Raw genomic sequence first — 23,361 nt, 5'->3', positions numbered from 1 at the left:
CAAGGATAGACGGCCAGCGGCAAGGTCTCATTTCAATATGGAGACGCTTTCCAGGTATTTCAAGGCGCGAGACAGATTGTCGCAGGCCAGACTATCGAGCCAGTGCAAACCGTCCCAACCTCGTAGCCAGGTGAACTGCCGCTTGGCCAACTGGCGAGTGGCGATGATGCCGCGCTCGACCATTTCGTCCCGGGAAAGCTCACCATCGAGGTATTCCCATACCTGGCGATAGCCTACCGCCCTAATAGACGGCAATCCCGCGTGCAAGTCACTTCGGATACGCAGGGCTTCGACCTCTTCTACGAAACCCTGTTCCAGCATCGCCCGAAATCGTTGAGCGATGCGGTCGTGCAAAATCTGACGCTGCGCCGGTGCGATAGCAAGCTGAGCAACAGTATAGGGTAATTGTCCGGTGCCCGATGTGCCCGTATCGGGATTTCCTGCAGCCTGGCGCCGGCGATGCTCGGTCATACTCAGGCCACTGACTCGATAGACCTCCAGCGCCCGGGTCAGGCGCTGCGGATCGTTGGGATGGATGCGCGCTGCGGACTCCGGATCGACCGCCGCCAGCTCACGATGCAGCGTCTCCCAACCTTCGGCCAGCGCACGCGCCTCCAGCTCGGCACGTATTGCAGGATCGGCACTGGGCATATCGGCGAGCCCTTCCAGCAGCGCCTTGTAATAGAGCATGGTACCGCCGACCAGCAGCGGAATACGGCCACGCGCCGCACTCTCGGCCATGGCCGCCAGCGCGTCGGTGCGAAACTCGGCCGCCGAATAGCTCTCGGCCGGATCACGGATATCGATCAGGGCGTGGGGAAACTCATCGAGAATGGCGCGCTCGGGCTTGGCCGTGCCGATATCCATGCCGCGGTAGATCAATGCCGAATCCACGCTGATCAGGTCGCACGGCAACACTCGCGCCAGCTCCAGGGCCAGGTCGGTCTTGCCGGCGGCGGTCGGCCCCATCAGGAAGATTGCAGGAGGAAGCGAAGACATGGGCATGACTCGAAACACGAAAACACGGAGACCCTAACGCAGGGCCTCGCTCAATTACTGGCCACGCATGAACAGCTTGTCGAGCTGATCCATGCTCAGTTGCGTCCAGGTCGGTCGACCATGGTTGCACTGGCCGCTGCGCTCGGTCTGTTCCATGTCGCGCAGCAGGCCGTTCATTTCGGGAATGGTCAGGCGCCGGTTGGCGCGCACTGCGCCGTGACAGGCCATGGTCGCCAATAGCTCGTTGAGGTGCGCCTGGATACGATCACTGGTGCCGTACTCCAGCAGATCGGCCAATACGTCGCGCACCAGTTGAGTGGCCTCGGCCTGTTTGAGCAGGGCCGGAATCTGCCGGATCGCCACGCTTTCCTCGCCCAGACGCTGCAGCTCGAAGCCCAGGCGCTGGAACCACTCGCCATGCTCCTCGGCGCAGTCCGCCTCGCGTTGACTGAGGGCGATGGATTCCGGCACCAGCAGCGGCTGACCGCGCAGCCCCTCGCTGGCCATGGCCTGCTTCAGGCGCTCATAGGTGATGCGCTCATGGGCCGCATGCATATCCACCACCACCATGCCCTGGGCATTCTCGGCGAGGATATAAACGCCCTTGAGCTGCGCTACGGCGTAACCGAGCGGCGGAATGTCGCCCTGCTCCTGCGGCATGGACTGAAGCTGAGCGGTCGGCAGCGGCGAAAAGTACTCACGGTAGGCTGCCTGAGCTTCGCCGGCTGGCACGCCGGGATTGCTGACCGGTTGCTGATAGCCAGCCCCGGCGCCACGCCAGGCCGGCTGCGGATTGGCCACGGGCGTTTCCAGCACGCTGGCGGCCAGGCCCATTTCGCCCTGCGGGCCGAACTCGCCCGCGGCGAGGCCCGTCGGGCGCAGCATGGGCGATACGGCTGCCGGCGCCGCGACCTGATCTTCCGGACGCACATCGGCCAGCGCACGATGCAGCGTACCGTAGAGGAAGTCATGAACCATGCGACTGTCACGGAAGCGCACTTCATGCTTGGTCGGGTGGACGTTGACGTCCACCGTCGTCGGATCGATCTCCAGAAACAGCACGAAAGTCGGATGCCGGCCATTGAACAGCACGTCGCGGTAAGCCTGGCGCACCGCGTGGGCCACCAGCTTGTCACGCACCATGCGTCCATTGACGTAGAAGTACTGCAGATCCGCCTGGCTGCGCGAGAAGGTCGGCAAGCCAACCCAGCCCCACAAGCGCAGGCCGCCGCGCTCGATCTCGATCGGCAGCGCCTGTTCCAGGAAGGCCGGGCCGCAGACCGAGGCGACACGGCGCGCACGGCTGATCTCGTCACCCGCCTCGTGCAGGCTGAGCACGGTCTTGCCGTTGTGCCGCAAGTGGAAGCCAATATCGAAGCGCGCCAGCGCCAGGCGCTTGATCACTTCCTGCAGGTGATCGAATTCGGTTTTCTCGGCGCGCAGGAACTTGCGCCGCGCCGGGGTATTGAAGAACAGGTCACGCACTTCCACCGAAGTGCCCACCGGATGCGCGGCGGGCTGCACGCGCGGCTCCATGTCGCGCCCTTCGGTTTCCACCTGCCAGGCCTGATCGGCGTCGGCCGTGCGCGAGGTCAGGGTCAGGCGCGATACCGAGCTGATCGACGCCAGCGCCTCGCCGCGAAAGCCCATGCTGAGCACGGCCTCCAGATCTTCGAGCTCGCGAATCTTGCTGGTGGCGTGACGCGCCAGGGCCAGCGGCAGGTCGTCGGCGGCAATGCCACGGCCATCATCACGCACCTTGAGCAGCTTGATGCCGCCCTGCTCGACCTCGACATCAATGCGCCGGGCCCCGGAGTCCAAGCTGTTTTCCAGCAGCTCCTTGGCGACCGAAGCCGGGCGCTCGACTACCTCGCCCGCGGCGATCTGGTTAGCCAGGCGCGGGCTGAGCAAATGAATACGGGACATGACACTCACTACTGGGCGGCCAGGGACGTGGCGGGTATCTGCAATGTCTGGCCGACCTTGATCACGTCGCCATTGAGCTTGTTGGCACTGCGCAGGGCAGCCAGGCTGATCTGGTAGCGCTGGGCGATCAGCGCCAGGCTTTCGCCACGGGCAACTACGTGCTCGCGCGGGCCTGCGGCGATCTTGCCTTCGTCACGCAGCCAGGCGACATAGGTGCCGGGTGGCGGGTTTTCGTGGAAGAACTGCTTGACGCCGGAGGTGATCGAGCGCGCCAGGGCCTGCTGGTGGCTGGCGGTGTGCAGCTTCTTCGCCTCGTTGGGATTGGAAATGAACCCGGTTTCCACGAGGATCGAGGGGATGTCAGGCGACTTCAACACCATAAAGCCCGCCTGTTCCACACGACGCTTGTGCAGCGGCGTGATGCCGCCCATGTTCGACAGCACTTTCTGACCTACGTTGAGGCTGGAGGACAGCGATGCGGTCATCGACAGATCCAGCAGCACACCGGCGAGCATCTTGTCCTTGTCGTCGAGGCTGACGTTGCCGGCGCCACCGATCAGGTCCGACTGGTTCTCGGCATCGGCCAGCCAGCGCGCGGTCTCGGAGGTCGCGCCGCGCTCGGACAGCGCATAGACCGAGGCACCGAAGGCCGAGGAGCGCGGCGCGGCATCGGCATGAATCGAGACGAACAGATCGGCGCCCTTCTTGCGCGCGATCTCGGTGCGCTTGCGCAACGGGATGAAATAGTCACCGGTACGTACCAGCTCACCACGGAAGCCCTTCTCGGCATTGATCTGCCGCTGCAATTCCTTGGCGATGGCCAGGGTCACGTGTTTTTCGTATTGCCCCTTGACCGGCGACAGCGCGCCCGGATCCTCGCCACCGTGGCCGGCATCGATGGCGACGACGATGTCGCGCTTGCCATTGGGTACGGGCGTCAGCTTGGGCGGAGGCTGAGTCGGGGTGACCGGCACGGGCGGCGCGCTGGCAGCGACGCTGGGCGCCTGCGTCGCGGGCGGCGCACTGCCCTGATCGAACAGGTCAACGACAAGGCGATGGCCATACTGCTGGTTGGGCGCCAGGGTGAAGCTCTTGGGCGACACCGGTGCCGACAGGTCGATGACCACGCGCAGTTCCTCGGCGCTGCGCTGAGCCGAGCGCACACCGGTAATCGGCGTGTTGCCCAGAGAAAGCTGATCGAAACCGGTGGCCAACTTGGCGCCACTGACGTCGATGACGATGCGGTTGGGGGCCGACAGGGTGAACACGTTGTGCTGCACCGGGCCGGACAGATCGAAGACCAGGCGGGTATTGTCCGGGGCACGCCACAGGCGCACGCTCCGTACATCGGAGGCAGCCAACGCCTCGGCAGCCAGAGCCGCCAACAATATCCCCACAGCGGTAACCAGCGCGCCTATGCGCATAACCAACCCCATCGATTCTTGTTCACTCCTTGCCGCTCAGGGCTTTGCACCAGGCCTCCCCTCGAGCCCCATGCCCCTGCAGCAACAGCAAGCGGCCGCTCGCTTGAGGGGTAATGGTAATGTCCAGGTCAGGCTTTGGCAAAACGCCCGCGCCACGCTGCGGCCATTCGATCAGGCACAAGGCATTCCCTTCGAAGTAGTCGCGGATGCCGAGAAACTCCAGTTCCTCCGGATCGACCAGGCGGTAGAGGTCGAAATGAAAGGCGCGCACCTCACCGATTTCATAAGGCTCGACCAGGGTGAAGGTCGGACTCTTGACCGCACCGGCATGGCCCAGACCGCGCAGAATGCCGCGTGACAGGGTGGTCTTGCCGGCGCCCAGGTCTCCGTGCAGATAGATGGTGCCCACACCGCCGCTGACCTCGGCAATCGACACACCCAATGTCAGCATCGCGGCCTCGTCGGCTGCTTCGAGCTTCACTTCACACACGGACACAACTCCTCCAGTAACTGACGAATGGCGCCGGACAGATCACCGGCAGCCAGCCCACGCCCCAGCACGGCCAGCGTTTCGCCGGCCCGCGCGTGCAACCAGACCGCCAGGCAGGCGGCTTCAAAGGGCGCCATGCCCTGCGCCAGCAGCGCGCCGATCAACCCGGCCAGAACGTCGCCCAAACCCGCCCCGGCCATCGCCGGATGGCCGCGATCGCACAACGCCAGACGCCCGTCCGGCGACGCGACCAGGCTACCAGCGCCCTTGAGCACGACCACCAGACCAAAACGCTGCGCCAGAGCCCGTGCAGCGGCGGGCCGGTCGGCCTGCAACGCCGCCGTATCGATACCCAGCAAGCGCGCCGCCTCACCCGGATGCGGCGTCAGCACACCCTGACGCGGTGCAGCGACCTGACCAGCGGCGAGCAAATTCAGCGCGTCGGCATCCCATACCTGCGGCTGCTCGTGGCCCGATACGCCAGACAGCAGGCTGCGCCCCCAGGCGGCCTGACCCAACCCCGGCCCAACCACGCAAACATCGGCGCGCTCGACCAGCGCCCGCAATTGATTGGCCGAAGTCACCGCCGCGCACATGATTTCAGGTCGGCGCACCAGGGCCGCGGCAACGTGCTCGGCACGCGTCGCCAGCGACACCAGGCCGGCGCCGGCTCGTAGGGCGCTGTCGGCACTGAGCAACGCGGCGCCGCCCATGCCCAGATCGCCACCGATCACCAGCAGGTGGCCGAACTGCCCCTTGTGCGCCACCGGCGAGCGCGCCGCAAGCCGCGGCAGGTTAGCGGGATCGAGCAATTGTGCAGCACAGGGAGCCGCTGCCAGCAGCTGCGCATCGCCCTGCAGGTCATCGAACTGCAGCTCGCCACACAGCTCGGGGCCTAGCCCCGTGAAAAGACCCAGCTTGAGCGCGATAAAGGTCACGGTCAGGTCGGCGCGCACCGCCACGCCCAGGGGGGCGCCGCTATCGGCGTGCAAACCGGAGGGAATATCCACTGCGAGCACCGGCAGGCCGCTCTGATTGAGCAGGCGGATCGCCTGAGCGTAAGGCTCACGCACCGCGCCGGTAAGCCCCGTGCCGAGCAGCGCATCGACCACGACACCGGCCAAAGGCGCGCACTCGCTCCAAGGCAAAATATCCACACCTGCCTGCCTGGCATCCGCACAGGCCTGGGCGGCGTCGCCAACCAGCGCAGCAGGATCGCCGACGGCCAAGACCCGCACACCCCAACCGGAGCGTTGCGCCAGGGCAGCGAGCAGATAGCCATCACCGGCATTGTTGCCGCGCCCGGCGAGGACGGTGATTTCGCCCGCATCCGGCCAGCGACGACGCAAAGCACGCCAGGCGCCATGCGCGGCGCGCTGCATCAGCTCGAAACCCGGCGTACCGGCGGCGATCAGCTGCGCATCGAGTGCACGCACCTGTTCGGCGCTATGCAGGCTCAAAGGCAAAGAGGCGGAAAGTGAATGCATGGCTCGCTCGCGACGGATGTCTGGCAGAATTATACGCACCTCCACCGCCTGCGCCCGCCCCATGTCCGACCAAACTCTCGATCTCGATGCGCTGGCCCTGTCCATCAAGGACTGGGGGCGCGAGCTGGGTTTCCAGCAGGTCGGCATCACCGATGTCGAGTTGGGCGAGCACGAGGCGCATCTCAAGCGCTGGCTGGCGGCAGGCTACCAGGGCGAGATGGACTACATGGCTGCCCACGGCGACAAGCGCTCGCGACCGCAGGAACTGGTGCCCGGCACACTGCGTGTGGTGTCGCTGCGCATGGATTATCTGCCTGGCGATACGCAGATGGCCCAACGCCTGAGCGAGCCGGAACAGGCCTACGTGTCGCGCTATGCCCTGGGCCGCGATTACCACAAGCTGATCCGCAAACGCCTGCAACAACTGGCCGAACGCATCCAGCAGCAAATCGGCCCGTTCGGTTATCGCGCCTTCGTCGACAGCGCGCCGGTGCTGGAAAAGGCCATTGCCGAGAAGGCCGGCCTGGGCTGGATCGGCAAGAACACCCTGGTGCTCAACCGCAAGGCCGGCAGCTATTTCTTTCTCGGCGAGCTGTTCGTCGAACTGCCGCTGCCGGTCGATGCGGCGCATGGCAGCGAGCACTGCGGGCGCTGCAGCGCCTGCATGGACATCTGCCCCACCGCAGCCTTCGCCGGCCCTTACCAGTTGGATGCACGGCGCTGCATCTCCTACCTGACCATAGAACTGAAGGGCTCGATCCCGGTGGAACTGCGCGCACCCATCGGCAACCGGGTGTTCGGCTGCGACGACTGCCAGATCGTCTGCCCCTGGAATCGCTTTGCTCGCCCCACCGAGCAGGGCGACTTTCAGCCGCGCCACGGCCTGGACAACAGTGCCCTGGCCGAGCTGTTTATGTGGACGGAAGAAGAATTTCTCAGCAGCACCGAGGGCTCGCCGCTACGCCGCGCCGGCTACGAGCGCTGGCTGCGCAACCTGGCAGTCGGCCTGGGCAATGCGCCCTCGACCATCCCGGTGCTGGAGGCCCTGCAGGCGCGCCGCGACCACCCATCGGATCTGGTACGCGAACATGTGCAGTGGGCATTGCAGCGACACGGCGCCCTGTAGCCCGGATGAAATCCGGGAGTAGCGCCGCCCGTTTCCCCGAATTGCATCCGGGCTAAAGTTCTCGCACGGCACGCGCGGCTCACCGGGGTGGCTGATTTACACCTTGAGGAAATGTTCGCGGTAGTGGCGCAGTTCGGCGATGGACTCGCGGATATCGTCCAGCGCCTGGTGCGTGGCGGTCTTCTGGAAGCTGTCCTTGACCTCCGGCGCCCACATGCCGGCGAGGATCTTCAGGGTCGAGACGTCCAGATAGCGGTAGTGGAAGTAGGCTTCCAGCGCCGGCATGTACTTGTAGAGGAAGCGGCGATCCTGGCCGATGCTGTTGCCGCAGATCGGCGACTTGCCCTTCGGCACCCACTGTTCGAGAAAGGCGATGGTCTGCGCCTCGGCCGCCGCCGTATCGATCTGGCTCTCGCGTACGCGCTGGGTCAGGCCGCTCTGGCCATGGGTGCGGGTGTTCCATTCGTCCATGCCGGCCAGAGCCTCGTCACTCTGGTGAATGGCGATCACCGGCCCTTCGGCCAGCACGTTCAGCTCGCTGTCGGTGACGATGGTGGCCATCTCGATGATCACGTCGCGCTCCGGCTCCAGGCCGGTCATTTCCAGATCGATCCAGATCAGGTTATCGGGGTTTTGCATGGTTAGGCTCCTTGGCTCAGGTGCCAATTCTAGCGGATATCGGCGCGTCCTTGATCTGCCAGACCAGCAGCGCGGTCTGTCGCCCCTCGTTGATCGCCAGCAGCCGTTCAGCCGGCACGCCGGGAATCTCGAAGGTATTGCTGATCAGCCAGCTACCGGCGCGCATTTCGGCTTGCGCCTTGGCCCACAGGCGAGGCATTGGCGCTGGCGACAAAAAACAGTAGACCACGTCGAAATCACCCAGCGTGGTTTGCCACAGACTGCGATAGTGGACATGGCAATTCTCCTGAAACAGGCAACGCAGCCAGGCAAGAAGGAAGAGCAGCGGCGCCGTTTCGACGCCAACGAAGTGCCCACGGGGAAACTGCCGGGCCAACTGCAGCAACGTCCCTGCCGTACCACAACCAAGGTCGACGAAACGCAGCGTCGGCTCCAGCTCGCTCAAGCACTGCTGCAGACGTTGCTGCGCCTTGCGCCCACTCAAGTAGAGCGGCACCTGCTCACGCAGGCTGTTCCAGTTGACCAGCAGTAACAGCACGAAGCCCAGCAGGAAAAGCCAGGCTGGCAAGTCGGCGCGCTGCACCAGTAACAGTGTCGGCAGGAACGCCAGGTTGATCCACAACCACCAGCGCGACAATCCCAGGCGCCAGCCTATGGCAGCGGCCAGCACGCCCTGCAGCAGAGCGACGGAAAACAGCGACATGCGCCAGGGCAGCAGCGCCAGCAGATACACCAGCACCACCACCAGCGCCACGGCCAGGCTTTGCGCCAGGAGCGCGCGCAACACAGGCAGCCGCAGCACCGTTCTTTTCCCGCCAGTCGTCATTCCCTGCCCCCCCCCGCTTCGGCAGCCGAATGACCACCGAGCGCTCATGCTAAACTCGCCGCGATCAACACTCCACCACACCCCGGATGATTCATGGCCAAACGCCAACTCAACCGCCGCCAGAGCTGGCGCATCGAAAAGATTCAAGGCGAGCGCGCCGCCCGCGCGGCCAAGCGTGAATCGCGAGCCGTGGAGGCGCTGGAAGGCGGCGACCTGGGCCCGGAGCAGACCGGCCTGGTGATCGCTCACTTTGGCGTACAGGTGGAAATCGAGGGTTTACAGGGCGAACTGGCCGGCCAGGTGTTTCGCTGCCACCTGCGCGCCAACCTGCCGGCACTGGTCACCGGCGATCAGGTGGTCTGGCGCCCCGGCAACCAAGGCGACGGCGTGATCGTCGCGCAACTGCCGAGAAACAGCGAACTATGCCGCCCCGATATGCGTGGCCAACTCAAGCCGGTGGCGGCCAACGTCGACCAGATCGTCATCGTCTTCGCCCCCTTGCCCGAACCCCACGCCAACCTGATCGACCGCTATCTGGTGGCCGCCGAGCATGCCGGCATCCGCCCATTGCTGCTGCTGAACAAGGCCGACCTGATCGATGAACAGAATCAGGTGGCGCTGGACGCCCTGCTCAAGGTCTATCGTCAGCTGGAGTATCCGCTGCTGGAAGTCTCGGCCCATCAGGGCGACGGCATGGAACAACTGAAAAAGCGCCTGGACGGCCACGTCAGCGTTTTCGTTGGCCAGTCGGGGGTGGGCAAGTCATCGCTGGTCAACGGCCTACTGCCCGGCGTCGACACCCGCGTCGGCGCCCTGTCGGAGCTGACCGGCAAGGGCACCCACACCACCACCACCGCACGGCTGTTCCACTTTCCCGGTGGCGGTCAACTGATCGACTCCCCCGGTATTCGCGAATTCGGCCTCGGCCATGTCAGTCGCGACGACGTGGAGGCCGGCTTCATCGAGTTCCACGACCTGCTCGGCCGCTGCCGTTTTCGTGACTGCAAGCACGACCGCGAGCCGGGCTGCGCATTGTTGCAGGCTCTGGAAGACGGTCGCGTACAGCCGCAGCGCATGGCCAGCTACCGGCACATCCTCGCCAGCCTGCCGCAGGACGATTACTGATTGTTCAGTTGATCGAACTGCAGCGCGCCTTCCTCGAAAATATTCAGGCGCTCGCGCAGCTGCTCCGGCGCTAGCGGCTCGCTAGTCGCCCCTGCGGGGGCAGGCGTTTCACTCTCGCTGGACTCGACACCCTGCTCGCCTTCGATGGCGCGCTGCGCCTTCTTGGTCAGCACAACGATATCGATGCGTCGATTGACCGGATTGAAGGGGTCTTCACGATCGAACAGCGCCGACGATGCATAGCCGACAACGCGCGCCACTTGATCATCGGAATACCCGCCGGCCACCAGCGCCCGCCTTGCAGCGTTGGCGCGATTGGATGACAACTCCCAGTTGCCGAAATCGCCGCGCCCAGCGAAAGGCTTGGCATCGGTATGGCCGCTGATGCTGATTTTGTTCGGCACGGCGCGGATGGTGTCGGCCATGGCCAGCAGAATGTCTTCGAAATAAGGCTGAAGGTTGGCACTGCCGAGGGCGAACATCGGCCGGTTCTCGGCATCCATGATCTGGATGCGCAGGCCATCCTGGGTGATCTCGAACAGAATCTGATCCTTGAAGCGCTGCAGTTCAGGGTTTTCCTCGACCTTGTTCTGCAGCTCCTGCAACAGCAGCTCCAGGCGCTCCTGCTCCATCTTCTCGGCCAGGGTTTCGATCTGATCGGTGCTGATGCCCGTCTCGTCCGGCTGGCTCTCCGGCGTATCGGTTACATCCGGGTTGAGCGTGCGCTCCGGCGCCGGCGTGGGCGTACCGCCGAGGTCGATGGCGTAGGGGCTGGCGCTTTCGGTAAAGCCGATGGGGTCCTGGAAGTAACCGGAGATCGCGCGCTTCTGCTCCGGCGTGGCCGACGACATCAGCCACATCACCAGGAAGAACGCCATCATGGCGGTGGCGAAGTCGGCGAAGGCGATCTTCCAGGCGCCGCCATGGTGCCCGCCTGCGGTCTTCTTGACCCGCTTGACGATGATGGGTTGGTTATTTTCCATGGCTTAGCTGCCGCGCATGGCCTGTTCGAGCTCGCTGAAGCTCGGGCGATGCGCCGGGAACAGCACCTTGCGCCCGAACTCGACAGCCAGCGTCGGCGGCATGCCGGAAGCGGACGCGACCAGGGTTGCCTTGATGGCTTCGTAGAGGTTCAGCTCTTCCTTGGCGTCATGTTCCAAGGCGTTGGACAGCGGGCCGAAGAAGCCATATGACGCAAGAATGCCGAGGAAGGTACCGACCAGCGCCGTACCGACCTTCTCACCGATCTGCGCGTTGTCCGCCTCAGCCAGAATCGACATGGTGATCACGATGCCCAGTACCGCGGCGACGATACCCATGGCCGGCATGCCGTCGGCAACTTTGGCTACCGCGTGCGCCGGGTGCTCCACTTCCTCCTTGAGACTGGCCAGCTCCATGTCGAACAACCCTTCGAGTTCGTGCGGGGCCATGTTGCCGGACGACATGATGCGCAGGTAGTCGCAGATGAACGCCGTCATGCGCGCATCCTTGAGCACTCCGGGGTACTTGCTGAAGATCGGGCTGGCGTTGGGGTCCTCGACGTCGGCCTCGATGGCCATCATGCCCTCGCGACGACTCTTGTTGAGGATCTCGTACAGCAGCTTGAGCACTTCCAGATAGTAGGCATGGGTGAAGCGGCTGCCGAACATGCTCAGCGACTTCTTGAACACGGTCATGAACATGCTGCCCGGGTTGGCCTGCAGGAATGCCCCCAGCGCCGCGCCGCCAATGATCAGAACCTCGAAGGGGTGAACCAGCGCCATCAGCTTACCGCCCGAGAGCACGAAACCGCCGAATACGCAGCCGAAAACGACAATGATGCCTATGATTTTTGCCATGAAAGAAACGCTTGCAGAGCCTAGAGGATGGGCTATTAAAAACAGCCCTTCTAATTATCGGAACTTATACGCCAGACTATAGCCAGTTATGGTCAAAAGCCAGTTCGACTCGAGCCAATATGTCGACGCCAAAGTCCCTGCCACGCACTCTAGACGCCTGGGTACAGCATCTGGGCAAGTTGCCGCTGCCAATCGAGCAGCAGCAGCACTTGCGCCTGCGTCGCATCCTGGGTGACAGCCGCAAAACCTGGCGCGAAATCGCCGAGACCATCGAGCTGAGCCCATCCTTCGCCCTGCAGGTCCTGCGCGAAGCCAACCAGTCGGGCAACAGCCTCAGCGATCCGGCCGAAAGCGTCGAAACGGCCCTGTCACGCCTGGGCCTGAGCCGCTGCGAGGCGCTACTCAACCAGGCGCCAGCGCTGCCCGAGGGCGAGATTCCCCAGGCGTTTCGCCAAATCCTGCTGATCAGCCAGCACGCCAGCCAGCAGGCCCGCGGGCTGTTCGGCGCTCGTTTGGCACGGCTGTGGAACGAACTGCATGGCTGCAGCCTGCTGTTTCTCGCACCGATCTGGCCGCTGCTGTGCGCCCACCCGCAATTGCTCGAAGCCTGGGAACAGCGGGTGCTGCTCAAAGGCGAACGACCGGCTGCTGTGGAGAAGGACCTGCTGGGCGTCAGCCTGATCCAGCTATGCCTCAAGCTGGCCGAGCGCTGGCGCCTACCGGAGTGGATAGTGCGCGGCTATCGCCTGCTGGAGCGTGACCGCCGCCAGTTGGTCAAGGCGCTGCATATCGCCCGCGATAACGAGCATCCGCTGCATCAGCAACAGATGCTCGACGAAGATACTTCCCTGCGTCACTGGCTCACTCAACCGAGCAATTGCGTGCTGCTGGCCAACGGCCTGGCCTTGTCGGCCCACCACGCCTGGGATACCGCGCACAGCCTGCGCTGGCAGCGTCTTACCGGGCTGTACCTGCAGATTCCCTTGTGCGAGCTGCAGCAGGAAGTGCATCAACATGCCGTCAGCAGCGCCCGCCTGATCCATGACGCCGCGCTCTGGCATCCGGCACAGGCATTGATCTGGCCGTGGGACGCCCATCGCCTGAAGCCTGCGGTCGCCGCCGCGCCACCGCCCAAGCGTGACGACCTTGCCGCCTGGCGGCAGCATTGCGCGCGCCTGCTGGCCGAGCCCAGCAGCTTCGCCAATGTGCCGCAGTTGACTGCATGCGCCCGCGACGCGTTGCAAGCCTGCGGTCTGAAGCGCGTTCTGCTGATGCTCGCCGATCGTCATCACACTCGCCTGCAGACCCAGCAACACGCGGGCCTCGATGCCAGCGCGGCGAGCCTCAGCCTTGATCCGGCACAAAGCCAGGTCCTGAAACGCCTGCTCAGCGAGCCGGGCCAGCTGCGTATGACTCCTAGCAACATCGCGCAGTTTTCTGCCCTGCTGCCCGGCAACCTCAAGGCCCTGTTCCCCAGCGAACATCTGCTGCTGCGCTCTCTCGCCAGCAATGGTCGAGTGGTAATGCTGGTCGTGGCCGACCAGGGCGGCCAGCCGCTCAATGAGGTCAGCCTGCAAGCCTTCGCCAAGACCGTGCAGTGCATCGAGCGCGCGCTGGGCTGCTTTTCCAGACGCGGACGCTGAAGAGTCCGCTACAATCGACCTCTTTTCATACGAGGAGGCCGTGATGTCCGCCTTCGACAATCTACCTCTGGTGATCGAACCGGCCGAGCTGGCCGAGCGCCTGGACGCGGCCGACCTGATCCTGCTCGACCTCAGCAGTGCAGCGCGTTACGCCGCCGGCCACATTCCGGGCGCGCGCTGGGTGGATGCCAAGCGTACGCAGTTGGGCCAGCCGCCCGCTCCCGGCCTGCTACCCGCACGCGCGCAGCTCGAAGCGCTGTTCGCCGATATCGGCCACCGGGCAGAGGCCACCTACGTGGTCTACGACGACGAGGGCGGCCCCTGGGCCGGCCGCTTCATCTGGCTGCTCGATGTGATCGGCCATCAGCATTACCACTTCCTCAACGGCGGCCTGCAGGCCTGGATCGGCGACGGACTCGAGCTGAGCCAGGACGTGCCCGCCGTGGCCCGCAGCGAAGTGACGCTGACCCTGAGCGACGTCCCTACCGCCACCCGCGACTACCTGCAATCACGCCTGAATTCGGCCGACCTGGCCATCTGGGACGTGCGCGGCGCGGACGAATATCGCGGCGAGAAGCTGAGTTCGGCACGTGGCGGGCACATCCCCGGCGCCACCCATTTCGAATGGACTGCAGGCATGGACCCACAGCGCGGCATGCGCATTCGCACGGACATCGCCGAAGTTCTGCAGGGCCTGGGCATCACACCGGACAAGGAAGTGATCACTCACTGCCAGACTCATCGCCGCTCCGGCTTCAGTTACGTGGTGGCTAAGGCGCTCGGATACCCGCGCGTGAAAGCCTACGCTGGCTCCTGGTCCGAATGGGGCAACCTGCCCGATACGCCCATCGAACGCTGAGCCCGCAAACCTTCAATTGCACCCTGCGCCGGCCACAGCGTAGGCAGGAACCTCAAGGAAACACGATGAAACAACGTCTCTTTATCCTCAGCCAGTACCTGCTGCCTCATCACCTGCTGTCGCGCCTGATCGGCTGCGTTGCCGAGTGCCGCATCGGATGGCTCAAGAATCCGCTGATCTCGTGGTTCGCCAAGCAGTACGAGGTCAACATGAGCGAAGCGCAGAACGAAGACCTGCGGGCCTTCGAGCACTTCAACGCTTTCTTCACCCGCGCCCTGAAGGCAGGCGCGCGCCCGCTGGATGAAACCCCCGGCGCCATTCTCAGCCCGGCCGACGGTGCGATCAGCCAGCTCGGCACCATCGAGCACGGGCGTATCTTCCAGGCCAAGGGCCACAGCTTCAGCACGGTCGAATTGCTTGGTGGCGATGCCGAGCGCGCGGCGCCGTTCATGGGTGGCCAGTTCGCCACCGTGTACCTCTCGCCGAAGGATTACCACCGCGTCCATATGCCGCTGGGCGGCACGCTGAAGGAGATGGTCTACGTTCCGGGCCGTCTGTTCTCGGTCAACCAGACCACCGCAGAGAACGTGCCGGAACTGTTCGCCCGCAACGAGCGCGTGGTCTGCCTGTTCGACACCGAGCGCGGGCCGATGGCCGTGGTACTGGTGGGCGCGATGATCGTCGCCAGCATCGAGACGGTATGGGCCGGCCTGGTCACCCCGCCCAAGCGCGAACTGAAGAGCACGCGTTACGACGCGCCAGCGCGCGGGCCGATCGAACTGGCCAAAGGTGCGGAAATGGGTCGCTTCAAGCTGGGCTCCACGGCCATCGTCCTGTTCGGTCCGAACCAGGTGCAGTGGGCCGAAGAACTCTGCGCTGGCAGCGCCGTGCGCATGGGCCAGTTGCTGGGCAACGCTCAGGGCTGAGCGTCCGGGAAAGGAACCCGCATCTCGACCGTTCGGTCATAGATCCGTACTCTGGCGAGGCAGCCTGTCCAGGCGGACGTGCTGCCAGCACAGGCAGATACTGCTAGAGTTCGAAAGACTATTACTAGAGCCGCTCGTTATTGCGTGGCCGGAGTATCCGAGTTTGATGGACAAACAGAGTACCCACCTTCAACTGTTGCGCGTTCCCACACCGAGCAAGCAAAGCCTCAGCTTCTGCGACGGCAGCCCCCGTGACCTCAAACGCTGGATCGCAGGCCTGCCCAAGGCGAACATCGGTGAAACCGCGCGGCAGTTGTATCAGAGCCTGGTGGAACTCAACCAACTCCTCACCCCCTCGGAAAACCGCCTGCAACTGCTGGAGCTGCTACGCCCTGAAGTGAGCTTCGTCTGCCTGCACCTCGAGCGCCACTTTCTCAACCAGGCCATCGTTCTCGACGAGCGCCCGCGCAAGGTCGCCAACCTGTGCCAGGCGCTGCAGAACCACCTGGCGGTCGGCTACAAGCTGATCATCTCCCGCGTCATCGCACGCAGCGGCAAGGACCGCGACCAACTCCTCGCCATCGCCCTGCAACGCGCCAGTCACAGCCTTTGCAGCCCGCTGGTCCGCGCCAGCCAGCTGTACTGCCCGGTGCCCGAGGGGCTCTGGCTGGAGCTGCACCAGCTGTATCAGATCGCCTGTGAGCAGCGCCTGCAGCGTCAGGTCATCCGTGACCCGCTGGCTCGCCACACCCAGGGCCTAAGCACCGAGCAGACCTACATCACCGCATTGCTGCTGGGCTGCGCGCGCACCAACCAGATGCGCCAGAACGGCATCGCGCGTCTGGCCGAAGCGCTGGAGCCGTGGAGCGCGCTGATCAAGCTGCAGCCCGGCGACCATCCGCACAGCCTGTTCGTGCTGGCACCGCAAGTCGATGGCCCGCCGCGCTACAAGTCGCTGTATCAGAGCAGCGAACTGCATAACCTGCTGGGCATCGACACGCAGCCGCTGGTCGACGCGATCAAGGAATACCTGGAGCTGCCCGAGGGCGAGCGCAGCAAGTCGCGCCTGATGATTCCGGAAGGCATCAGCCTCGACCTGCTGCAACACGTTGCCGCAGCCTGGGGCGACATAGCCGAGCGCACCTTTCAGCGCACGCCCGGTCAGGGCAACCTGACCCTGTGCATCGGCATGACCGCGCTGCATTTCTTCCTCTCCGGCCGTCGCTCCTTCGCTGAGGTGCTCAAGCGCCCTGTGGAAATCGGCGCAGCCGTGTTCAAGCCGTCCACCGGCGAGCCTGACGTCTGGTCGAATGCCTTCGATGCCCAGCGCAGCGCCGCTGACGAGATCCACTTCGAAGAGATTCAGTACACCAAGGTCACCCCTGGCGAACAGGCGCCGCCTGAGAGCAGCGGCGAGAATTACCCGACCTTCCCCCTGGCCATCGTCAATCACAGTCCTGGCGGCTATTGCCTGTCCTGGCCCAAGGAGGTTCCCAGCCAACTGCAGGCCGGCGAGCTGCTGGGTGTGCAGGACAGCCCCAGCCAGGGTTGGAGCGTGGCCATCGTGCGCTGGATTCGTCAGGTGCGCGGCGGCGGCACGCAGATGGGCATCGAGCTGATCGCGCCGCATGCACGCCCCTGCGGCCTGCAACTGCTGCGCAAGGGCGAGCAGAGCAGCCAGTTTCTGCGCGCCCTGCTGCTACCGGAAATCAGCGCGATTTCCCGTCCTGCCAGCCTGATCACGCCGCGCCTGCCGTTCCAGGAAGGCAGCAAGGTGCTGATCAACGACCACGGCGAAGAGCACCGCGCGGTGCTTACGCGTAGACAGGTCAGCACCGGCAGCTTCAGTCAGTTCGAATATCACCGCGTGGGCGTTGAAGAAGGCGCAGCCGGGACACCGGTCACAGCCTCGCAAAGCCAGAAGCCTGCCGGGGAGGAAGATTTTGACTCGCTCTGGAAGTCGCTGTAGGCTCCGGCGGACTCACCATTTGTCGCCTTTTCGCGCCCGTTCGGCGCGGTAATGACCTTCTCTATGGCCATCGAAAAAAAAACCATCCGCCTGCTGATTCTCGAAGACTCACAGAACGAAGCAGAGCGCCTGGTCAGTCTGTTTCGCAATGCCGGGCACGCTACGCGCGTGCATCGCCTGACCTCCAGCGACGACCTGGCTGAAACCCTGCAACAGACCTGGGATTTGCTGATCTGCGCGCCGAGCAGCGAGCATCTCGATCCCAGCGAAGCGATCACCGCCATCCGCCGCCAGGCCAAGGACATCCCCGTCATCCAGCTGGTCGAAGACAACGACTCCGAGATCATTACCGAAGCACTGCTGTTCGGTGCGCAGGACGCCCTCCCGCAAGGCGAGGACGAGCGCCTGGTACTGGTGGCCAAGCGCGAGCTGGCCAACCTGGAAGAACGTCGCGCCCGTCGCGCTGCCGAAGTGGCACTGCGCGAGGCGGAAAAGCGCTGCCAGTTGCTGCTTGATAGCTCTGTGGACGCGATCACCTACGTCCACGACGGCATGCATATCTATGCCAACCGCGCGTACCTTGAGCTGTTCCGCTACGAGGATGGCGAAGAGCTCGAAGGCATGCCGATGATCGACCTGATCGCCTGCGAGGATCACGGCTCGTTCAAAGACTTCCTGAAGAACTACCAGAACGCCGAAGGTCATGCCGAGCTCAGTTGCCAGGGCGTGCGCGCCGACGGCAGCAGCTTCGCCGCGCAGATGAGTTTCTCTCCGGCCAGCTACGATGGCGAGCCGTGCATCCAGGTGGTGATCCGCGCAGAAACCTCCAATGCCGAGCTGGAAGAAAAACTGCGCGAAATCAGCAGCCAAGACCTGGTCACCGGCCTGTTCAACCGCAACCACTTCCTCGAGCTGATGGACAACGCCGCCGAGCGCGCCGTCAGCACCGGCCAACCCTCGACCCTGGCGTATATCCGCGTCGACCGCTACGCCGGCATGCAGGGAGAGATCGGCCTGGCCGGTATCGACCTGCTGCTGACCGACCTGGCCGGCCTGCTGCGCGCGCATTTCCCGGCGGAGACCCAACTGGCCCGTTTCGGTGACGATGTGTTCGCCGTCCTGCTGCCGGGGCAGGCGCCCGAGCAGTGCCAGGCCAGCCTGGCGGCCCTGCTGAAGAAGGTCGAGGGCCACCTGTTCGATGTCAGCGGTCGCACCGTGCAGACCACTCTGTCGATCGGCGTGGCGGGGCTCAGCGAGAAAACCGCCAAGGCGCAGGAAGTCATTGATCGCGCGCACCGCTGTGCCGACGAGCTCAGCGACGGCAACGCCATCAAGCTGTTCAACCCGGCCGACGAGCTGGCCGCCGCCGCCAACCGTGGCAACCTGCTGGCGATGGTGCAGCAGGCGCTGGAGAACAACAGCTTCCGCCTGCTGTTCCAGCCGATCATCAGCCTGCGTGGCGACGCCCACGAACACTACGAAGTGCTGCTGCGCCTGCTCAGCCCGCAGGGTGAGGAAGTGCCGCCTGCACAGTTCCTCGCCGCAGCCAAGGATGCCGGGCTGGGCGAGAAGATCGACCGCTGGGTGATCCTCAACTCGATCAAGCTGCTGGCCGATCATCGCTCCAAAGGCCACAACACCCGCCTGTTCGTGCACCTGTCCAGCGCCAGTCTGCAGGATCAGACCCTGCTGCCCTGGCTCAGCGTGGCGCTCAAGGCCGCGCGCCTGCCGTCCGATTCACTGGTATTCCAGTTCAGCGAGCCCGATGCCATTACCTACCTGAAGCAGGCCAAGGTACTGACCCAGGGCCTGGCTGAACTGCACTGCAAGGTCGCCCTGAGCCAGTTCGGCTGCGCCCTGAATCCGTTCAACACGCTCAAGCACCTGCAGGTGGACTTCGTCAAAGTCGACGGCTCGTTCACCCAGGACCTGAGCAACGCCGACAATCAGGAAGCGCTGAAAACGCTGCTCAGCAGCCTGCATGCCCAGGCCAAGCTGACCATCGTGCCCTTCGTCGAAAGCGCCAGCGTCCTGGCCACGCTGTGGCAGGCCGGAGTCAACTTCATCCAGGGCTACTACCTGCAGGGCCCGAGCCAGTCGATGGACTACGACTTCTCGGCCGGCGACGAATAAGATCGCAACAACGAAAAAGCCGCCTGAACAGGCGGCTTTTTTATTTCCGAAAGAACGCGACGCTTATTCCTGCCCCTCGCGATCACGATAGCCCAGCAGATAGAGAATGCCGTCCAAGCCCAGGGTGGAAATCGCCTGCTTGGCGGATTGCTTGACCAGCGGCTTGGCGCGGAACGCCACACCGAGGCCGGCCAGGCCAAGCATCGGCAGGTCGTTGGCGCCATCGCCGACCGCGATGGTCTGCTCCAGCTGCAGGCCCTCCTTCTGCGCCAGCTCACGCAGCAGATCGGCCTTGCGCTGCGCATCGACGATGGGCTCGACGGCCACCCCGGTGACCTTGCCGTTCTCGATCTGCAGTTCGTTGGCGAACACGTAGTCGATACCCAGCTTGGCCTGTAGCTGCTTGGCGAAATAGCTGAAGCCACCGGAAAGGATGGCGGTCTTGTAGCCCAGGCGCTTGAGCTCGGCAAACAGTACCTCGGCACCTTCGGTCAGGCGCAGGGACGCACCGATCTCTTCCAGCACATCCTCCGACAGGCCCTGCAGCAAGCCCAGGCGTTCCTTGAAGCTGGCGCGGAAGTCCAGCTCGCCGCGCATGGCCCGCTCGGTGATTTCGATTACCTGTTCACCAACACCGGCGGCCTTGGCCAGCTCGTCGATCACCTCGGCCTCGATCAGCGTCGAGTCCATGTCGAACACCGCCAGACGGCGATTGCGGCGGAACACCGAGTCGCGTTGGAAGGCGATGTCGACGTTGAGTTCCTGCGCCACGCTGAGGAACTCGGCGCGCAGCGCAACAGGGTCGGCCGGCTCGCCGCGCACGGAGAATTCGATGCATCCCTTGCCCTGCTCGGCCGGCATGTCCAGCGGCATGCGCCCGGAAAGCCGGTCGATATGATCGATATTCAGGCCGTACTTGGCGGTGATGGCGCTGACCCGCTGCAACTGCTCAGCACTGACCTTGCGCGTCAGCAGGGTAACGATATGGCGGGCCTTGCCCTGGCCGCCAACCCACTGCCGGTAGTCGTCTTCGGAAACCGGGGTGAAGCGCACCTGCTGATCCAGCTCATAGGCGGTGAACAGCAGGTCCTTGAGCACGGACTGGGAGCGGCCGTTATCCGGAATCTCGATGAGGATGCCGAACGACAGGGTGTCGTGGATCACCGCCTGACCGATATCGAGGATGTTCACCCCGCCCTGGGCCAGCACACCGGTGATGGCTGCGGTGAGTCCGGGGCGGTCTTCGCCGGTGATGTTGATCAGGACGATTTCGCGCAAGACGCACTCTCCAGGGCAAACGATTGAGGCAGGCAGGCGGCGAATTGACCACCGACCGACGAAAAGGCGCACATTCTACCCAGTTTCCCGTCGATCCGGGCAGCCATGCGCTTTGCCCGCTCCAGGCCGCTCGCTATACTGCGCGGCAACTTCAGTCGACAAGAGCCGTGCTCTGTGAACCGGCCCGCGCCCGTCAAACCCGACAACTTTTTCATCATGATCTTCCACGCGCTGCGTCAGCGGCGGGTGCCCCTGGTGCTGCGCATCGCCAGCCACAGCCTGTTGCTGGTGGCGCTGGCGATGGTCATCTATGCCTGGGTCATGGGCATGCAGTTCAAGCAGGCCATGCAGCAGCAGGCCGATGCGCTGGGCCAGGCGCTGATCACCCAGACGGCGGCCTCGGCCACCGAACTGCTGGTGTCCAACGACATCCTCAGTCTCAACGTCCTGCTCAGTAACCTGGCGAAGAACCCGCTGGTGGCCCATGCCGCCATCTACAGCGTGGACAGTCGCATCCTCGCCGAAGCCGGCCCGCGCCCGACACGCAGCGTGCTGGGCGAGACCGAGGGCCTGTATTCCACCTCCATCACCTTTCAGGAAGTGATGGCCGGGCAGCTGCGCATCAGCCTGGACATGAGCCAGTTCCAGCAGCCGATGACCATCAGCCTGCAGAGCATGGGCATTCTCAGCCTGATCCTGCTGGCGCTGACGCTGTCGCTGAGCATGCGCCTGGGCCGGCATATTTCCACGCCATTGCTGCAAATGCGCCTGTGGTTGCGCGACCCGGACGATCCTGCACCCGGCGCAGGGCGCAACGACGAGATCGGCGACCTGGCGCGCCAGCTGCAGGCACGCCTGGTGCCGGAGAAGCCCGAACCCGAGCCGGAGCTGGATGACGAGCCGCTGCTCGATGACGTCGAGGACTACCTTGCGGAAGAGGATGACGAACGCGTCGACGTGCCGCAGAAACGCAGCACCGAGCATGAGTTCGATGAGACCGACCTGCATGAAGACGATGATGAACAGCTCAAGCCCTGGCCAGACTCGATAGAGCCCGACGATCCCTTCGCTGACCTGCGCGATGAATCCGAATCCGCAGCGCCAGCACCGGCGGTCAAGGCCCCACGACAATCGCAGGCCAGCGCCGTGCTGGCAATCCAGTTGGGGGCTCAGGAGCAACTGCGCCGCCTGCCGCGCACGCGCCTGCTGGATCTACTGGATCGTTACCGGGGTTGCCTGGAGCAGGCCGCAGCGCTGTATCAGGGGCAGCTGCATACCCTCAAGGACGGCAGCAGCCTGATGCTGTTCCACGAGCGCGAGTGCGGCGAGGACTACCTGACTCACGCCATCTGCTGCGGCGAGCTGATGCGCGCCCTGGGCCACGCCCTGCAGATCGAAGTCGCCGACAGCGGCATCACCCTGCAACTGCAACTGGGTTTGACCCTGGGTAGTGACCTGGAAGAACTGGGCCAGGCCGAACTGCTGCTCAGCGACAGCGCCCTGGACGCGCTCGCATTGTCACAGCACAGCCGCAACCTGCTGCTGGTGGAGCAACGCGTCGCGCAGGATGCCCTGGCGCGCCAGCGCGCCCGCATCCGCCCGATCGCCAGCCCGGAAGGTGCCAGCTGCGTGGAGCGCCTGCTCGACCCTTATCCGGCGCTGCTGGAACGGCAGCTGACGCGCATGCACGACAGCCGGGCGCATTGACGCCCGGATTCATCGATTAGGCGCTGGCCAGCGCCCGCCGCTGCGGCATCTTGACGCCGTAACGCAGCAGCCAGTCCTTCCAGCGAACCCGCTCGTCACGCACCAGCCAGCCATCCTGCTCGGCGAAGCTTTCCGATAGCCACACCCCGCGAGTGCTGGCCGCCTGCAGCATCCCCTTACGCAAGGTGAACAAGCCGCCACTGGGCGCGCCCCGGTGCAGCGCCAGCAGGTAGATATCCGGCCGACGACGCTCCAGGCGCGCCACCAGGCGGCCATCCTCCAGGCACTCATCGACATGGAACAGGCTCAACTGTCGGGCATCACGCGGCAGCTCCAGGCTCAGGTCGTAGACCAGTTGCAGGGACGCTGTCGGCACATGCACGTAGGCGCGCGGGCGCTCCAGCAAGGTCAGGTTGCCGCATTGCACCGGGCGCGCCGCGCCGGACAGCGGGCTGAGGCGAAAATGGCTGGCTTGCCGGTAACGCAGGGCACCCTGATAGGGCGTCGGCAGCCAGGTATCGCCGAAGCGCCCGGCCAGCCAGCCATCGGCGCTTTCCAGCAGACATTCCTCGGCCACCTCCTGAATGGCGGTGAGCAGCGGTAGATTGAGTTCATGCGCCGGCACGTAGCCGGAAATCAGTTTGAGTACGGTATCGCCGCGATCAGGGCGGCGCTGGCGCACCAGCAACCAGTAATCACGTCCCTGCAGGCGCAGGGTCAGGCGCACCGACACGCCGAGGTTGGCCAGTTCCACGGAAAAGCGCGAGCTGTCGGCCACTTCGAGCGGCCTGCGCCGTTCGAGCATCTGCTGGAAGTTCAGCGGCTGTCCCAGGCTCCGGTAGCTCAGCCCGTCCGGGCTGGCTTCGACGAACAGCGGCAGGGTCTTGAAGTTACTCGGGTCCTTGCGGATCAGCGTACGCGCCATCTCGACTCCTTGTTCCGTCTGGGCGTGAACCGGCTCGGCGG

At 64.5% G+C, this 23,361-nt stretch carries 19 protein-coding genes; 8 read left to right on the top strand and 11 right to left on the bottom strand.

Annotation, left to right across the window (positions count from 1 at the left end):
- Positions 1 to 27: 27 nt before the first annotated feature.
- From miaA to B2U07_RS18275, 5 genes are read right to left on the bottom strand one after another with little or no spacing between them, the layout of a single operon-like run.
- Positions 28 to 999: a tRNA (adenosine(37)-N6)-dimethylallyltransferase MiaA gene (gene miaA / locus B2U07_RS18295; protein ID WP_275545402.1), complete on the bottom strand. Its 972-nt coding sequence runs from the start codon at positions 997 to 999 to the stop codon at positions 28 to 30.
- 54 nt (positions 1,000 to 1,053) lie between these two features.
- Complete coding sequence (mutL, locus tag B2U07_RS18290) at positions 1,054 to 2,934, bottom strand: DNA mismatch repair endonuclease MutL (RefSeq protein WP_197857047.1); 1,881 nt, start codon at positions 2,932 to 2,934, stop codon at positions 1,054 to 1,056.
- Positions 2,934 to 4,361 carry an N-acetylmuramoyl-L-alanine amidase gene (locus B2U07_RS18285; protein ID WP_296277443.1) on the bottom strand — a complete coding sequence of 476 codons (1,428 nt, stop codon included), beginning with the start codon at positions 4,359 to 4,361 and terminating at the stop codon, positions 2,934 to 2,936. The genes mutL and B2U07_RS18285 overlap by 1 nt, the downstream gene beginning before the upstream one ends.
- 10 nt (positions 4,362 to 4,371) lie before the next feature.
- The gene (gene tsaE / locus B2U07_RS18280; RefSeq protein ID WP_296277442.1) at positions 4,372 to 4,839 is read right to left on the bottom strand and encodes a tRNA (adenosine(37)-N6)-threonylcarbamoyltransferase complex ATPase subunit type 1 TsaE; all 468 of its coding nucleotides are present in this window, start codon (positions 4,837 to 4,839) and stop codon (positions 4,372 to 4,374) included.
- Positions 4,827 to 6,326, bottom strand: a complete 1,500-nt coding sequence (locus tag B2U07_RS18275; RefSeq protein ID WP_296277441.1) for an NAD(P)H-hydrate dehydratase — start codon at positions 6,324 to 6,326, stop codon at positions 4,827 to 4,829. Before B2U07_RS18275 ends, tsaE begins: the two co-directional genes overlap by 13 nt.
- 61 nt (positions 6,327 to 6,387) lie before the next feature.
- Here B2U07_RS18275 and queG point away from each other — a divergent pair, with 61 nt between their 5' ends.
- Positions 6,388 to 7,452 carry a tRNA epoxyqueuosine(34) reductase QueG gene (gene queG / locus B2U07_RS18270; RefSeq protein ID WP_296277440.1) on the top strand — a complete coding sequence of 355 codons (1,065 nt, stop codon included), beginning with the start codon at positions 6,388 to 6,390 and terminating at the stop codon, positions 7,450 to 7,452.
- A gap of 96 nt (positions 7,453 to 7,548) precedes the next feature.
- Here queG and orn read toward each other — a convergent pair whose 3' ends face one another.
- Positions 7,549 to 8,091: an oligoribonuclease gene (gene orn / locus B2U07_RS18265; protein WP_197857042.1), complete on the bottom strand. Its 543-nt coding sequence runs from the start codon at positions 8,089 to 8,091 to the stop codon at positions 7,549 to 7,551.
- A 16-nt stretch (positions 8,092 to 8,107) separates the two neighbouring features.
- Positions 8,108 to 8,917 carry a class I SAM-dependent methyltransferase gene (locus B2U07_RS18260; protein ID WP_197857041.1) on the bottom strand — a complete coding sequence of 270 codons (810 nt, stop codon included), beginning with the start codon at positions 8,915 to 8,917 and terminating at the stop codon, positions 8,108 to 8,110.
- A 93-nt stretch (positions 8,918 to 9,010) separates the two neighbouring features.
- Between B2U07_RS18260 and rsgA the strand changes: the two genes are divergently transcribed.
- Positions 9,011 to 10,042 carry a small ribosomal subunit biogenesis GTPase RsgA gene (rsgA, locus tag B2U07_RS18255; RefSeq protein ID WP_197857040.1) on the top strand — a complete coding sequence of 344 codons (1,032 nt, stop codon included), beginning with the start codon at positions 9,011 to 9,013 and terminating at the stop codon, positions 10,040 to 10,042.
- Here rsgA and motB read toward each other — a convergent pair.
- Both motB and motA read right to left on the bottom strand, forming a co-directional pair.
- Positions 10,036 to 11,025: a flagellar motor protein MotB gene (gene motB / locus B2U07_RS18250; protein ID WP_197857039.1), complete on the bottom strand. Its 990-nt coding sequence runs from the start codon at positions 11,023 to 11,025 to the stop codon at positions 10,036 to 10,038. The genes rsgA and motB overlap by 7 nt on opposite strands.
- A 3-nt stretch (positions 11,026 to 11,028) precedes the next feature.
- Entirely contained in the window at positions 11,029 to 11,880 is an 852-nt protein-coding gene (motA, locus tag B2U07_RS18245; RefSeq protein WP_275545408.1) for a flagellar motor stator protein MotA, read from the bottom strand.
- A 119-nt stretch (positions 11,881 to 11,999) separates the two neighbouring features.
- On the opposite strand from motA, the gene B2U07_RS18240 reads away from it, so the two are divergent.
- The 5 genes from B2U07_RS18240 (at position 12,000) to B2U07_RS18220 (ending at position 19,410) form a co-directional block, all read left to right on the top strand.
- Positions 12,000 to 13,523, top strand: coding sequence for an HDOD domain-containing protein (locus B2U07_RS18240; protein WP_296277439.1), 1,524 nt, complete (start codon positions 12,000 to 12,002; stop codon positions 13,521 to 13,523).
- Positions 13,524 to 13,566: 43 nt separating this feature from the next.
- The gene (locus tag B2U07_RS18235; protein ID WP_296277438.1) at positions 13,567 to 14,382 is read left to right on the top strand and encodes a rhodanese-like domain-containing protein; all 816 of its coding nucleotides are present in this window, start codon (positions 13,567 to 13,569) and stop codon (positions 14,380 to 14,382) included.
- 65 nt (positions 14,383 to 14,447) lie between these two features.
- Positions 14,448 to 15,308, top strand: coding sequence for an archaetidylserine decarboxylase (asd, locus tag B2U07_RS18230; RefSeq protein WP_296277437.1), 861 nt, complete (start codon positions 14,448 to 14,450; stop codon positions 15,306 to 15,308).
- 166 nt (positions 15,309 to 15,474) lie between these two features.
- A complete protein-coding gene (locus tag B2U07_RS18225) occupies positions 15,475 to 17,277 on the top strand; it encodes a molecular chaperone (protein WP_296277436.1) in 1,803 nt (600 codons plus the stop codon).
- 63 nt (positions 17,278 to 17,340) lie between these two features.
- A complete protein-coding gene (locus tag B2U07_RS18220; protein WP_296277435.1) occupies positions 17,341 to 19,410 on the top strand; it encodes an EAL domain-containing protein in 2,070 nt (689 codons plus the stop codon).
- A 63-nt stretch (positions 19,411 to 19,473) separates the two neighbouring features.
- On the opposite strand, the gene serB is transcribed toward B2U07_RS18220, so the two are convergent.
- The gene (gene serB / locus B2U07_RS18215) at positions 19,474 to 20,688 is read right to left on the bottom strand and encodes a phosphoserine phosphatase SerB (RefSeq protein WP_296270355.1); all 1,215 of its coding nucleotides are present in this window, start codon (positions 20,686 to 20,688) and stop codon (positions 19,474 to 19,476) included.
- A gap of 174 nt (positions 20,689 to 20,862) precedes the next feature.
- Here serB and B2U07_RS18210 point away from each other — a divergent pair, with 174 nt between their 5' ends.
- Entirely contained in the window at positions 20,863 to 22,395 is a 1,533-nt protein-coding gene (locus B2U07_RS18210; protein WP_296277434.1) for an AhpA/YtjB family protein, read from the top strand.
- A gap of 16 nt (positions 22,396 to 22,411) precedes the next feature.
- On the opposite strand, the gene B2U07_RS18205 is transcribed toward B2U07_RS18210, so the two are convergent.
- The gene (locus tag B2U07_RS18205) at positions 22,412 to 23,320 is read right to left on the bottom strand and encodes a metal ABC transporter ATPase (protein WP_296277433.1); all 909 of its coding nucleotides are present in this window, start codon (positions 23,318 to 23,320) and stop codon (positions 22,412 to 22,414) included.
- Positions 23,321 to 23,361 lie beyond the last annotated feature (41 nt).

Origin of the sequence: Pseudomonas sp. UBA7530 (assembly GCF_002479365.1) — a bacterium.
Taxonomy (GTDB): Bacteria; Pseudomonadota; Gammaproteobacteria; order Pseudomonadales; family Pseudomonadaceae; genus Aquipseudomonas.
Note: the sequence above shows the minus strand (reverse complement) of the source record. Positions and strands in the feature narration are given on the sequence as shown.

What these genes read in the sequence shown, in the direction of transcription:
- miaA (WP_275545402.1), bottom strand. Translation starts at nt 999, where the DNA reads ATGTCTTCGCTTCCTCCTGCAATCTTCCTGATGGGGCCGACCGCCGCC.
- B2U07_RS18285 (WP_296277443.1), bottom strand. Translation starts at nt 4,361, where the DNA reads ATGGGGTTGGTTATGCGCATAGGCGCGCTGGTTACCGCTGTGGGGATA.
- B2U07_RS18275 (WP_296277441.1), bottom strand. Translation starts at nt 6,326, where the DNA reads ATGCATTCACTTTCCGCCTCTTTGCCTTTGAGCCTGCATAGCGCCGAA.
- queG (WP_296277440.1), top strand. Translation starts at nt 6,388, where the DNA reads ATGTCCGACCAAACTCTCGATCTCGATGCGCTGGCCCTGTCCATCAAG.
- orn (WP_197857042.1), bottom strand. Translation starts at nt 8,091, where the DNA reads ATGCAAAACCCCGATAACCTGATCTGGATCGATCTGGAAATGACCGGC.
- B2U07_RS18260 (WP_197857041.1), bottom strand. Translation starts at nt 8,917, where the DNA reads ATGACGACTGGCGGGAAAAGAACGGTGCTGCGGCTGCCTGTGTTGCGC.
- rsgA (WP_197857040.1), top strand. Translation starts at nt 9,011, where the DNA reads ATGGCCAAACGCCAACTCAACCGCCGCCAGAGCTGGCGCATCGAAAAG.
- motB (WP_197857039.1), bottom strand. Translation starts at nt 11,025, where the DNA reads ATGGAAAATAACCAACCCATCATCGTCAAGCGGGTCAAGAAGACCGCA.
- motA (WP_275545408.1), bottom strand. Translation starts at nt 11,880, where the DNA reads ATGGCAAAAATCATAGGCATCATTGTCGTTTTCGGCTGCGTATTCGGC.
- B2U07_RS18240 (WP_296277439.1), top strand. Translation starts at nt 12,000, where the DNA reads ATGTCGACGCCAAAGTCCCTGCCACGCACTCTAGACGCCTGGGTACAG.
- B2U07_RS18235 (WP_296277438.1), top strand. Translation starts at nt 13,567, where the DNA reads ATGTCCGCCTTCGACAATCTACCTCTGGTGATCGAACCGGCCGAGCTG.
- asd (WP_296277437.1), top strand. Translation starts at nt 14,448, where the DNA reads ATGAAACAACGTCTCTTTATCCTCAGCCAGTACCTGCTGCCTCATCAC.
- B2U07_RS18225 (WP_296277436.1), top strand. Translation starts at nt 15,475, where the DNA reads ATGGACAAACAGAGTACCCACCTTCAACTGTTGCGCGTTCCCACACCG.
- B2U07_RS18220 (WP_296277435.1), top strand. Translation starts at nt 17,341, where the DNA reads ATGGCCATCGAAAAAAAAACCATCCGCCTGCTGATTCTCGAAGACTCA.
- B2U07_RS18205 (WP_296277433.1), bottom strand. Translation starts at nt 23,320, where the DNA reads ATGGCGCGTACGCTGATCCGCAAGGACCCGAGTAACTTCAAGACCCTG.